This is a genomic window from Paenibacillus sediminis, from assembly GCF_017873765.1.
Classification (GTDB): Bacteria; Bacillota; Bacilli; order Paenibacillales; family Paenibacillaceae; genus Paenibacillus_AG; species Paenibacillus_AG sediminis.
This window is the reverse complement of sequence record NZ_JAGGKP010000012.1, coordinates 1-13,383: the sequence shown is the minus strand read 5'-3', so window position 1 is coordinate 13,383 and position 13,383 is coordinate 1. Positions and strand designations below refer to the sequence as shown.

The 13,383-nt window shown below is 35.9% G+C and carries 9 protein-coding genes; 8 read left to right on the top strand and 1 reads right to left on the bottom strand.

Translation table 11 applies throughout. The features are described 5' to 3' along the window. Positions 1–66 precede the first annotated feature (66 nt). The 8 genes from J2Z20_RS15395 (at position 67) to J2Z20_RS15360 (ending at position 13,212) form a co-directional block, all read left to right on the top strand. Complete coding sequence (locus J2Z20_RS15395; protein ID WP_209852316.1) at positions 67–1,422, top strand: SIR2 family protein; 1,356 nt, start codon at positions 67–69, stop codon at positions 1,420–1,422. Then, entirely contained in the window at positions 1,423–2,964 is a 1,542-nt protein-coding gene (locus J2Z20_RS15390) for an ATP-binding protein (protein WP_209852313.1), read from the top strand. It begins immediately after the preceding gene. Between the two features lie 31 nt (positions 2,965–2,995). Then, on the top strand, positions 2,996–3,358 hold the full coding sequence (locus J2Z20_RS15385) for a hypothetical protein (RefSeq protein ID WP_209852310.1): 363 nt from the start codon (positions 2,996–2,998) through the stop codon (positions 3,356–3,358). Positions 3,359–3,527: 169 nt separating this feature from the next. Then, on the top strand, positions 3,528–3,764 hold the full coding sequence (locus J2Z20_RS15380; protein ID WP_209852306.1) for a TIGR04540 family protein: 237 nt from the start codon (positions 3,528–3,530) through the stop codon (positions 3,762–3,764). Between the two features lie 27 nt (positions 3,765–3,791). Continuing rightward, complete coding sequence (locus tag J2Z20_RS15375; protein ID WP_209852303.1) at positions 3,792–6,899, top strand: DUF499 domain-containing protein; 3,108 nt, start codon at positions 3,792–3,794, stop codon at positions 6,897–6,899. Next, a complete protein-coding gene (locus J2Z20_RS15370) occupies positions 6,899–7,468 on the top strand; it encodes a DUF3780 domain-containing protein (RefSeq protein ID WP_209852300.1) in 570 nt (189 codons plus the stop codon). Before J2Z20_RS15375 ends, J2Z20_RS15370 begins: the two co-directional genes overlap by 1 nt. A gap of 92 nt (positions 7,469–7,560) precedes the next feature. Beyond that, positions 7,561–10,485: an anti-phage-associated DUF1156 domain-containing protein gene (locus J2Z20_RS15365; RefSeq protein ID WP_209852297.1), complete on the top strand. Its 2,925-nt coding sequence runs from the start codon at positions 7,561–7,563 to the stop codon at positions 10,483–10,485. A gap of 18 nt (positions 10,486–10,503) precedes the next feature. Beyond that, positions 10,504–13,212 carry a phospholipase D-like domain-containing anti-phage protein gene (locus J2Z20_RS15360; RefSeq protein ID WP_209852294.1) on the top strand — a complete coding sequence of 903 codons (2,709 nt, stop codon included), beginning with the start codon at positions 10,504–10,506 and terminating at the stop codon, positions 13,210–13,212. A gap of 68 nt (positions 13,213–13,280) precedes the next feature. Here the strand turns inward: J2Z20_RS15360 and J2Z20_RS15355 are convergent. After that, positions 13,281–13,383: IS3 family transposase (locus J2Z20_RS15355; RefSeq protein WP_209852470.1), on the bottom strand; the 103-nt coding region annotated here is incomplete at its 5' end.

Genomic DNA, 13,383 nt, shown 5'->3' with positions numbered 1-13,383 from the left:
AGGACAAAAGGAAGGAAATGTCGAATTCTAACATTATAGTACTAAGTGAAAAAGGAGATTAGCGGAGTGCGATATATTTATCTTCAACAAGAAAAAAGCATTGAATTTGACATGGATGACTTAACGTCAGTTCTAATTGAAAAGGATACTGATTTGATTACCCCAGAATTTCTTAACGATTTCAATGAGAACTTGTCATATATACTTACTCGAACATTAAAAAATGAATTTTATGCTCAGAATCGTGAAAAAATTGATGTTGATATCGCTCTACAGAAACTTCAAGTTAAAACTGCTGATATAAGGAATAATATTTTGAGTAAGTTTTTATTAGGAACTAATTTACATTTCTTGATTAGCAATGGATGTTCATTGTATGCAGGTTCAAAAGCTATAAATGTTCATGAAAAATCAGAACATGATAAATTACTTGCCAATTTTAAACTGCCAAAAAATCGTAGAATAGAGAAGACAATAAATGAGCTTGTAACTAAGCGTCCTGAAGTCGCGTTAGATAATTTATTTGAAATTTTATCATATTCAAAAAATGTACTTAAAGACCAAGCTATTACCTCGAAGTTAGAACAACTAATAATAAATTATAAATCTGCTTTTGTAAATAATTTTGTTCTAACAGTTGATTATTCCAATAACCTATTTCATAAAATTTTCTTAAAACGCATTGTTTCAAGAGATCCGAAATTAAATAAAGTCAACATTTTTACTTTGAATTATGACTTACTAATCGAAAAATCAGCAGAAGAATTAGGAATAAATGTAAACAATGGATTCTTGGGTTTCCATTACCGTGCATTTATGCCTTCATCTTTTCACTTAGATGTTCATATTAATTTGAAGGATAATAGTCAAGCATACTCAAGATCTATAAATCTATTTAAGTTACACGGATCTCTTTCCTGGAAGTTTGATAGTAACAAACCACCTTATGGGATAACGGAAGTACAGCACGATTATGAGAATGTAAAAACAATCAGTCAATTACCAGATTGTATTATATATCCTGTACAATCAAAAAAGAAATACTCTTTAGACCTTCCCTACAGTGAAATGTTTAGACAGTTTATTGAATTTATAAACAAGCCAAATTCAACCCTTTTGGTAATGGGATATAGTTTCTTAGATGAGCATGTAAATGATATTATAACGAACGCGCTATCTAAGCCAGATTTCAACTTAGTTGTATTTTCTTATCAGGATATATATGATCATAATACATCAGACTATTTTAAAGATTTGATTAATAGAAGTAAAGAAGATTCTAGAATAACAATTTTTTCGGGTTCTGTTCTGGGTAACTTTGAATATATAGTTAAATACTTAATCCCTTATCCGTACGAGGATGAATCCGATAAGGTGATTTATGAAACATTTATAAAGCTGAAAAATGGAGCGGACATGTAGATGTTTGGTAGCACATTGAAAATAGGAAAGCTCGTGAAAATTGAGAATCTGACAATATTAGTAGAAATTACAGAGAGAGATACTGTGAGTAGTATATCGTTAAAGTCTGGAATTAACGATTTTTTAGTATCAATAAATAAATTTGTTTATGCAGTCTTACCAAACAATAAAAAGATAATTGGTCGTATTTCAAAAATCTATGACAGAAACCTTTTTACAAATGACAATATTTTCAATGAAACCGCAGGAAAGTTTTTAGTTGAGGCTGAACTAGTAGGAATCTACGATGATTATTTAAAGAAATTTGATACTGGGATAAATACATTTCCGATAATTGGAAGTGAAATATACTCCATAAATCAGGAAATATACAGTTCCGTACTTAGTATAGACTCGGATTATTTACTTGAATTAGGAAAGAGTTACAATGATTCTAACTTAGGCTTATATGCAAATCCAGACATCCTTCTTGGAAAACATTTGGGGGTGTTTGGGAATACTGGAACGGGCAAGTCCTGTACTGTCGCCTCAATCTTACAAGGAATAAAGAGACGATTAAAAGACTATTCTGGAAATAAAATAGAAGTTAAACCTAAAATAATTATTTTTGATTCAAATAATGAGTATGAACGAGCTTTTCCCTCAAACGAATTTCAAGTAAAAGTTATTCAAAAAGATGAATTAAAACTACCTCATTACTATTTAAGCTTTACAGAATACTATAAGTTTTTAGGAGCTAGTCAAGGTGTACAAGCTCCAGTATTAAAAGCTGTCATCGAAAAATTACGGCTAGATAACGGAAATATAGAGTCCTTCTGTTTTGCTGATCTACATGAGGGCATTATAAAACACATTGAAAGAATGACTAATAACAATGCATTTAATTTCAATCAATGGTTTGGTTGGAATGCTACGTTAATTAACAGAATAGACAGGATTGTGGAGGATGAAAGGATTTTTCCTTTAATTGAAACTGACCATAATACTGTTGAAGAAATTCTAACATGTGAAGAAGAGATCATAATAATACAGGCTGATTTTGACAAGGATGAATTTGACATCGTTATGTTTTTATTTAGTAAACTTCTTTACAAATGGTCGTTAAACAATAGAGTTTCTTCCAACCAAAAGAATATTCTAGTGTTATTCGAAGAGGCTCACAGGTATATTAATGAGGAAGAAAACACCGATTATAAATTAGGAAATTACTATATAGAAAGACTCGCAAGAGAGGGTAGGAAATTCGGGATCAGTCTAATTGTTTCAAGTCAACGTCCTTCCGAATTGAGTAAAACAGTTTTGTCTCAGTGCAATTCTTATATTGTCCACAGAATTTCAAACAAAAATGATCTTGAATTTATAAATAAGTTGCTAAGCAATAATAATACTAATTTATTGAAATTAATACCTGGATTAGAGAGGCAATATGCAGTTGTAATTGGAGAAGCGTTTGGTTATTCAGATATTATAAAAATAGAAACAGCGTCTCCAACCCCATTAAGTGACGATCCTAAAGTTATCAACAATTGGAAAACGAAATAATATTCATACTATCTTAAGTGAGGTATTATCTATGAAATTAACTGAGATGAAAATTGTTACATTGGAGTATTCCGAAACCGAAGAGACGTGGCTTTTAGAAATTGAGTTTAACCTTCAGCATTTGGAACAAACTTATGTCGCTGAATTTATTTTAAGCCGAGATAATCCGCAGAGCTATTTATGGAAGGGATTTAGGTTTAAAGACAAGACCTTAGAACACGATCATAAAGCAAAAGAACATCTGAAACAATTAACTGATTACGATTTCGATTCAGTATTAGAACAAATGATGAGCTATCCCAAAATAAATTTGGATAAGCTATATTGGCAGTTAGTAACGGCGAGAGAATCTGAGGTAAAGTGGACTTTAGCGGAAGATTTAGAGACAGTTTAGAGGGTAGGTAAACCTATCCTCTTATTGTGTGAGTACGAAATATTTATCAAATGGGTGACCTAAAATTACCTATACAAGGCAGCTAGGACTTTCCAGATCACTATGAAGCGACTATAATTAAAATATAAACGGAATACAAACTAGCAATGAGAGGTGAGTACTTCTCCTAATGGACATTAAAATGTTCTATAAAAGCCAAGACGAGGTTGCAAAAGCAATAAATCAAATTATCGATGCTTATTGGCTAAATGAACTAAGCGAAGATAATATGATTGAAACAATAAAAGCACTTCTTCAAAACAATCACTCTAAGATTTTCAAGGATAATGATTACACCTCTGTAATAAAGCAGAAATGCGGAAAGCGGAGACTTGAAGTTGTAACACGTTTGCGTGAGTTAGCTTAACTAGATACATATAGAGGAGGAACTGGCTTGAAAACATTGTTTGAACTCTGCAAACCTAGGGATAGTGTATTCAGCGATACGAAAAGAGAAGATGTACTGAACCTATCTGACCTAGTTGAAAATAGGATTAACCCTCAAGAATTCTTTCAGGAGAATTATCTTACTCAAGGGATGAATATCCTTTTTGAAACTGCGTTTAAGAGATTTACACGGCAGAGCAATACAGGGCTGATTAAGTTAACTCAAGCAATGGGTGGGGGTAAAACCCATAATATGCTCGCTCTTGGATTGCTGGCGATGCATCCAGAGTATAGAGAGAAAGTACTTGGAAAGCAATTTAAAAGTGATTATCTTGGAAAAGTTAAGGTCGTTGCATTTACTGGGCGGGAAAGTGATGCTCCTTTTGGTATTTGGGGGGCAATAGCAGAGCAACTTGGAAAAAAAGAAATGTTCAAAGACTACTATGCACCACTTAAAGCACCAGGTGAAAATGCTTGGATCAACCTATTACAGGGTGAACCGCTCTTAATCATGCTGGATGAGCTTCCACCATACTTAGAGAATGCAAAATCCGTAATGATTGGGAATACAGATCTTGCCGTTGTGACGAGAACCGCGCTGTCCAACTTGTTTTCGGCTCTGGGAAAAGAACAACTTTCTAATGTATGCCTAGTAATTTCTGATTTAAAGGCTACATATGAGAGTGGAAGCGAACTGTTACAGTCGACTTTTAAAGAATTGGAAAACGAGATTAACCGTTCTGCTCTTAACATTGAACCTGTAGGTAGTACTTCGGATGAAATATACCATATTCTCAAGAAAAGATTATTTGAAGAGTTGCCAGATTCCAACGAGATAAATGATGTAGCGTTAGGTTATAAAAATGCTGTTCACGAAGCAAAGCAAATGGGATTAACGAACTATTCAAATGATCAGCTTTATGTGGGGATTAAGGATTCTTATCCATTCCATCCATCTATTCGAGATCTTTATGCAAGATTTAAAGAGAATCCTGGGTTTCAACAAACAAGAGGTTTAATCCGATTAATGCGTAACATCATCCGACAAGTCTATACGGGTGAACAATGTAAAGCCAAAGGCAAGTACCTAGTAAATGTTTATGACTTTGACTTGAATGACCGCAATATGCTGACAACGGTATCCCAGATTAAGCAATCACTTTCTAATGCGATAAGTCATGATATTGCTTCCAATGGAAAGTCTATTGCCGAAGAGTTAGACAATATATATGGTGGTACTCTTGTACAAGACTTGAGCAAATTGATTCTTGTTGCGTCATTAGCCGATGTTCCACATGCATTACTGGGACTGTCTATTTCGGATACCATTGGTTATTTGTGTGAGCCGAAAAAAGATATTACAGGAATTAAAAAAGCCTTAGATGATTTCAAGATGAGGGCTTGGTATCTCGACCAAGACAAAGAAGGCAGACTTTTCTTTAAGAATACAAAAAACATGATTGCGGAAATGCATTCGTTAGTCGAATCTTATGATAATGAACAGGCAAAGAAGGAGCTTCGGACATTCCTTGAGCAACGATTCAAACCTTCAGTACAAGATTGCTATCAAGTCGTTCAAGTGTTCCCAGCTGTTGATGATATTCAGCTTACTTCGGATAAGATAACATTGGTTCTTTTTGAACCGTTTGTAGGAACTGGTTTACATCCAGAACTACAAAAATTTTATGATAAATCTACTTACAAGAATCGGGTCATGTTTCTCTCTGGACAACGTGATATAATGAACCGTCTGTACACCGCGGCGAAAGAATTGAAAGCAATTGAACGTATTATTGGGAATATGATTGATGAAAAAGTTCCCGAGACCAATCAACAGTACCAGATTGCTATCGATACCAGACATAAGAAAATAATGTCGGTTCTTCAAGTTGCAAGAGAGACCTTTGTAACTCTTTATTTCCCGAATAAGAATGGAATCACGTCCGCTGACTTCTTAATGGAATTTAAAGAGAACAACTTTAATGGGGAAGAGCAGATTCGTAAAACCCTCGAAAGTAAGCAAAAATTCTCAACGGATGTAAGCAGTGATACATTTAGACGAAAGTGTGAAGATCGTCTTTTTACACAGAAAGAAATGCGATGGAATGACATCAAAGAACGGGCTGCTATTGAAACAAGCTGGCAATGGCATATACCACGTGCATTAGAAGATTTAAAAAATGACTGCTTGAAAAAGGATATTTGGAGGGAAAACGGCGGTTATCTTGAAAAAGGACCTTTTGCAAAGGAAAAGACATCTGTCTTGATTCAGGTCAAAGATCAAAATATTGAAACGGGAGTAACCACATTAAGGATAATTCCGCAATATGGGGATAAAGTGTATTTCGAAATAGGAAGTGCTGCCACTACAGCATCCCAACTCGTTGATGATCTTAATAACTTTACAACCACTGAATTAAATCTGTCTTTCCTATGTATTGATAGTAGTGGAGAGCATCAGCCAGGAGATCCTGTGTCGTGGCAAAGCGATGTAAAAATCAAGCATAAAATTCAACAGACAGCAAACGGTCCACTGGTACAATTCCAATCACATCCAAGTGTAAAAATACTTTATACCACTGATGGATCTAATCCAAAAACTAATGGTGGGGTATATAATGGAGAATTTATTGTCCCAGCCAACGCTTCATTTATTCAAGTGGTAGCTGAACACGGTGGAGAGTACTTTGACCCTCAAACTATAAAAGTAGAAAAAGGTAAAACCGCTGGATTAGATATTAAAAAAGAGGCAAAACTGGATTTGTTTAAGACTTACCGTACTAGTGACACCAATGAAACGTATAAAGACATCCAGTTATTGAAAAAACATCAGGCTGTTATTTCTGACGTACAAGTAGCCCTCTTTAATACGAACGAGCAGGCAAATAGCAAAGGTTGGATTGAATTAACAATTGATTCTTCCACACGTGTTGAACTTGATCAGTTAGAAAAAACAATTGATACAATTAGAAATTCATTTATGAATGACGGAAAGGTCAATATTACGTTGGAGTACACTATTCTCAGATTTAAAACAGGTCAGAATTTCTTGGATTGGGCAATGGAAAAGGGAGTGAGTCTAACTGAATTTAGAGGATCGGAGATTACACAATAATGAGTGGTAAAAAATCTGCGTTGGGATTCGGATTTCAACCTGATCAAAGTCAGCATCATTTTCTTGTCACGATTCCCAGACCTGCAGATGGTACGGTGTTCTTCTATGAAAGGTTTAAGTGGCAAGAAGATACAGATCATCAAATATTGGATGAACTTCTGGATAAAGCCAAAGCAATGATATCTAAGCATAAGTGGAAACTCATTGAAGAGGCTGTAAAAACAGAGTTCAATCGAAGGTTGAAAAAAGAAGGTATAGCTGCTGGAAAATGGAAAACAGGGCAAGTTCCAGTTGAAAGACTGCTGGGAAAGGAATTATTGCTTCTTGTTTGGGCAATTGAAGATTCTGACCCATCAGTTATACCTACAGCAATTCGAAATTGGTTAGGGTTAAGCCCTGAGGAACGTTGGTGGCTTTTTACAATGACCAATGCTTCTACAGGAAACCTTCACGATAAAAGAGGTTGGCGGAAAGCGATTCGTTACGCCCTCACTGAAAATCCTGTTGAAGAGAATAGAAAACAAATGGATTTGTTCGAGTTCCTATTTGAACAACAAAAAGAAGAATGAGACCACATTAAAAGGACGATAAATGCCCACAAAGAGAAAATAATCTCTAATCTTTTTGTGGGCGACTTGCTTAGAGAAGGGGAAAATCTCAAATGAGTTATGACAAATCATTTATTGAAGTTCAATTTCCAGTTTCCAAAGTATCAAAGGAATGTTACAAGGAGAGAAAAGCAGGTTCTAGTCAATTACTAACTGGTTTCGGAAAATGGTGGGGAAGGAAACCTCTCTTTATTGTTAGAGCGTCACTATTGGGACTTCTTTTTCCCTCAACCCAAGATCCGAAAAAAGATAGGGAAATATTCCTAAAAATACTAACGATGGATGAAGAGGGTCTTTGGAATAGGAAAAATAAGTCGATTAGTTCAAAAGACATATTCAATTTACTTACCCCCGAAGAAAGAAACCTGTATTTTGAGACTATTAGTGCAGATAAGCCAACATTTAAAAAAGGATTAAAGAAAGAAGAAAAGGCTAACTTACAAAAAATCGCCTTTAACAGGTTATCATATGACGAAAAACTAAAATATTGTTTGAGACCTGAACAAGTTGAAAATCTTGACCAACAGTCGTGGTCTCAAGTTAATGCATATTTAGGCACAACTGCAAATAGTTTTCAAGAATTAATAAAACAGCTTGGTGAACGAAAGTTTGGACACACCCCTTCTGTTGGAGATTGTTTTAGTGGGGGAGGAAGTATTCCATTTGAAGCTGCTAGACTTGGCAGCAACGTAAATGCATCGGACTTAAACCCGATAGCAACACTATTAACTTGGTCAGTTCTAAACTTAACTGAAGGAAATAAAGAAGAAATACAAAATTTAAAAAAGTTCCAACAGACTGTTTATGAAAATGTTGATAAACAAATAACTAGGTGGGGTATAGAGCATAACGAACAAGGGTGGAGAGCAGTTGCATATTTGTATTGTACCGAATCAAACTGTCCAGAATGTGGATATCGTGTGCCTTTTTTACCATCTACAATCATTGGAACAAGAACTAGAACAGTTGTAAAATTAATTAAAAATGATGAGCTAAAGGCATTTGACTTTGAAGTAATAGAAAATGCTTCAGATGATTTATACGAGGAAGCTTCAGAATGGTCGACAGTGGCAGATTATAGCGTAAAATGCCCTAATTGCCACACAACAACACCGATACCAAGTATTAGAAGGGATATGGATGATGGTGTTGAAAGACCATACAGATACAATACTCCAAATAGTTTAAGAAAATGGGAGCAACTAGATTTTGTTAATAGAGAATCTGATATTCTATCGGAGAGACTTTACTGTATTAAATATGAAGAAACTACCTACGATAATGATGGTAATCCTAGAACTATCATGCACTATGTTGCCCCATCTGAAAAAGACGTTGAGAGAGAAAATAAAGTAATAGCGCTATTAGCAGAAAGAATTGAGGAGTGGCAAAAACAGGGATATATCCCAAGTGATTTAATAGAAGCAGGCTGGAATACAAATCAGCCAATTTATGAAAAAGGTTGGACATATTGGCACCATTTGTTTAATCCGAGACAGCTTCTTATTAAAGGTCTCTTAATGGAGAATTCGGTCAAGTATGCAAAGACAGATAAGGAGTTAATTGTAACATTACTTGGAATAAATAAATGTGCAAATTGGAATTCAAAGTTAAGTATGTGGAGTAATGATGATACACATAACAGTCGGATGACTTTTTCAAATCAAGCCTTAAATACTTTAGCCCATTATTGCTGTAGAGCATATAAACCTCTTTATGAAATCTGGAATATCTCTATAGAGGGTGTTCCTGCTTATAGTCAAAGAAAAGTACAGTTAGAAGATGCAAGAAAAATATCTTGGAACTCAGACATCTGGATCACTGACCCTCCATATGCAGATGCAGTTAACTATCATGAATTGAGTGAGTTTTTCTTAGCTTGGAATCGCAAACTTATTAATAAAGTATTCCCTCATTGGTACGTAGACAGCAAAAGGATACTTGCCGTTCAGGGAACTGGTAGTCAATTTAATGAAAGTATGGTTGAAGTCTATACAAAGCTAAGAAATAATATGCCTGATAATGGATTACAGCTAGTAATGTTTACTCATCAGGATGTAACTGTATGGGCAGAGTTATCTATGATCCTTTGGTCTGCAGGATTACAAGTAACAGCCGCTTGGAATATTGCGACAGAAACGGAATCAGGAGGATTAAAAGAAGGGAACTATGTAAAAGGAACAGTTCTTTTAGTTTTACGAAAACAAACTTCTGAGGAAACGGCATATTTAGATGAATTATATCCAGATATTGAAGCAGAAGTTAAATATCAAATAGATAGTATGAGAGAGATTGATGATCAAGATGATCCAAACTTTAGTGATCCTGATTATCTTCTAGCTGCATACGCTGCATCATTAAAAATACTTACTTCTTATAAACGTATTGAAGGAATCGATGTACAATATGAATTGTCAAAAGCTCGAAATGCTAATGAAGACTCTCCAATTGTAAAAATAATTAATGAAGCAGTTAAAATTGCATATGATTATCTAATTCCTTCGGGTTTTGATAAATATATTTGGAAAACATTAACCCCAGAAGAACGCTTCTACTTGAAGGGACTTGAATTAGAGAAGCATAACATTTATCAGATATCAGGCTATCAGGAGTTGGCACGTGGTTTTGGCGTACATGAGTACAAAGATTTCCTGGCTAGCACTAAAGCAAACTCTGCTCGCTTAAAGACAGCTAGTGAGTTTGGTACACGTGGCCTTGGTGACAGTTCTAAGTTCGGGTCCACATTATTACGGAACATATTGGTCGCCATCCATATTGCCCAAAAAGAAGAAGATTCCGTTAAAGGTCGAAATTGGTTAAAAACGGAATTGGTGAATTACTGGAATATGAGAAGTAGTATAGTTGAAATTCTAAAATACATTGCACCAATTGGTTTTATTGAGAATATGGGGCATTGGCAAAAGGATGCTCATATGGCATCAATCTTAAAAGAATTAGTTGAAAATGATGGTGTGTAATGAACGGAGGGAAAGAGAATGATACAACGACTTTCCTCCCGAAGGCAGCGTCTTAGTGAAGCTTTCTTGAATGCAAAGTTAAAAGGGGCGCAATCCTACGATCGTATTGCAGGATATTTTAGTTCTTCAATCCTTGAAATCGCTGGAGAAGCGATTGAAAACATTGCTGGCGAAGTTCGCATGATTTGTAACTCAGAGTTATCAAGAGAAGATGTAGTTACTGCTACAGCCGCGCAAAATGCATTAAGAAGAGAGTGGTGCAGTTCAACTCCTGAAGAGCTGCCCCCTTCTTCTTCACCTCGCCTTAAGAAGTTATACCACTTATTGCGAAGTGAAAAGTTAAAAGTGAAAGTCATTCCTAACGACGTTTTTGGCTTGATACATGGAAAGGCAGGTGTTATCACACTTGCTGATGGTTCAAAAACTGCCTTTTTAGGAAGTGTAAATGAAACCTACTCTGCGTGGAAACTCAATTATGAAATGTTATGGGAAGACGATTCTGAGGAAGCAGTTAATTGGGTTCAGGAAGAGTTTGATTTTTTCTGGAGTCATCCATCAGCTGTTCCGCTTAGTGATTTTATCATTGAGGATATTCAACGTATTGCAGGAAGAGAAGTTATTTATAAGGTAGATGATTGGAAAGAAGAAGCAGAACCTGCCGCGGCGGTTATTGAAGCTCCCGTTTATCGTAAGGAATACGGTCTTTGGGAACACCAAAAGTTTTTCGTTAATCTTGCTTTTGAAGCACATAAGAAATCGTATGGAGCAAGGTATGTTTTAGCCGACCAAGTGGGTCTGGGAAAAACCGTACAATTAGCTTTATCAGCCCAATTAATGGCTCTATATGGCGATAAACCAGTCTTGATTATTGCCCCCAAGACCCTTCTTTGGCAGTGGCAGGATGAGATCAATACACTTCTCGATATGCCTTCTGCTGTATGGACAGGAAGGGAATGGGTCGATGAAAATGGAGTTAAATATCCCTCCATTGGAAGTGCTGGTATAAAAAAGTGTCCCCGCAGGGTAGGTATTATATCTCAAGGATTAATTACTGCAAACTCTGATTCTGTACAGCACTTATTAAGTATGGAATATGAATGTGTAGTGGTGGACGAAGCACATAGAGCGAGAAGAAAAAATCTCGGTGAAGACAAAGAAAACGATAAAGCCCAACCTAATAACCTTTTGGAATTCTTATTAAAGATTTCAAAGAAGACAAAAAGTATGCTCCTAGCTACGGCTACCCCAGTGCAGCTATATCCTATTGAAGCGTGGGATTTGTTGAATGTATTATCGCAAAATAGTGATCAAGTATTAGGGAATTCAGAGAGCAAGTGGCGAAAGGAACCAGGTAAATCACTCGATTTAATAATGGGAAAGGTATCATTGAGTAACCTTGATCCTGAAAATTGGTATTGGATTAACAATCCTTTTCCTCCAGCATCAGAAGATGAGATTAACTTTGGCATACTACGAAGAAACCTAGGGTTATCTGATGAACAATTTGTTGTTGATGCAGGTGCTTATTTTCAAATGCGCCAATCAGAACAAAGAAGAATTGGCAGGATAATTGATAATGGCTTTATGCAAAACCACAATCCATTTATCCGTCATATCGTTCGTAGAACAAGGGATTTCCTTGAGTCAACAATAAATCCTGAAACGGGAGAACCATACCTGAAGAAAGTTGAAGTAGAATTATTTGGGGAAAAAGACAATGAGGCAATCGATTTACCTCCCTATTTACAGGAAGCGTATGGTTACGCCAAAGAATTTTCATCGTTACTCAGTAAAAGAGTGAAAGGCGGAGGCTTTATTACCACGCTCCTACTTAGAAGAGTCGGAAGCACAATGGTTGCTGGCGAAAACACTGCGTTGAAAATGTTGAATTGGGGACTTAACACGGACGAAGAACAAGAAGACAACTTTAGTGATGAAGTTATTGATGACAATAGTGTTAAAAACTTGACTGAAGAAGAACGAAGTTGTTTAGAAAGGTTTTTGCAAACCATTCGATTGAATAAGGATAAGGATCCGAAATACAACTTAGTATTTGATCTGTTATTAAATCAGGGTTGGATGGACAAAGGGTGTATCATCTTTTCCCAATATTATGATTCCGCCCTATGGGTTGCGGAAAACTTATCCAAAGACTTGAAGAATGTTTCAATCGGTATCTATGCTGGTGGAGACAAATCGGGGATTTTAATTGACGGGGTTTATTATAAGAAGACTAAGGAAGAGATTAAGTCAATGGTAAAGAGGAGAGAATTAAAAATTCTTCTCGGAACGGATGCTGCTTCTGAAGGATTAAACCTACAGACCTTAGGAACTTTAATCAACCTCGACTTACCTTGGAATCCTACAAGGTTAGAACAGCGGAAAGGGCGTATTCAGCGAATAGGTCAAGTAAATGACAAGGTCTTTATCTACAATATGAGATACAAAGGATCTGTCGAGGATAAGGTTCACGAAATTCTCTCAAAGAGACTAGAAAATATTCACTCTATGTTTGGGCAACTTCCAGATGTCTTGGAGGATGTATGGATTGAGGTCGCTTTAAATGATCTCGAAAATGCCCAGAGAATCATAGATGAAGTTCCAAAGTACCATCCTTTTGAACTCCGTTATGAACGAGGTGTCGGCAAAGTAGATTGGGAAAGTTGTATTCAGGTTCTTGATACAACAGAAAAGAGAAAATATTTGATGAAAAAATGGAATGAATAAATTCTTGGCCGTGGACATTGAACTGCACCCTATAAAGTAGACAGTTTAATAAAAAGAGATGCTGCTATCTACGCAGCGATGAGATGACTTCGGTAAGCTGCCGGAGTCATCTTTTTTAAGTTCCATTGCTTTCTGGTCGTGTTATAGTGCTCCATATATTCATCAATCATG

What these genes read in the sequence shown, in the direction of transcription:
- J2Z20_RS15360 (WP_209852294.1), top strand. Translation starts at nt 10,504, where the DNA reads ATGATACAACGACTTTCCTCCCGAAGGCAGCGTCTTAGTGAAGCTTTC.
- J2Z20_RS15385 (WP_209852310.1), top strand. Translation starts at nt 2,996, where the DNA reads ATGAAATTAACTGAGATGAAAATTGTTACATTGGAGTATTCCGAAACC.
- J2Z20_RS15380 (WP_209852306.1), top strand. Translation starts at nt 3,528, where the DNA reads ATGGACATTAAAATGTTCTATAAAAGCCAAGACGAGGTTGCAAAAGCA.
- J2Z20_RS15365 (WP_209852297.1), top strand. Translation starts at nt 7,561, where the DNA reads ATGAGTTATGACAAATCATTTATTGAAGTTCAATTTCCAGTTTCCAAA.
- J2Z20_RS15370 (WP_209852300.1), top strand. Translation starts at nt 6,899, where the DNA reads ATGAGTGGTAAAAAATCTGCGTTGGGATTCGGATTTCAACCTGATCAA.
- J2Z20_RS15390 (WP_209852313.1), top strand. Translation starts at nt 1,423, where the DNA reads ATGTTTGGTAGCACATTGAAAATAGGAAAGCTCGTGAAAATTGAGAAT.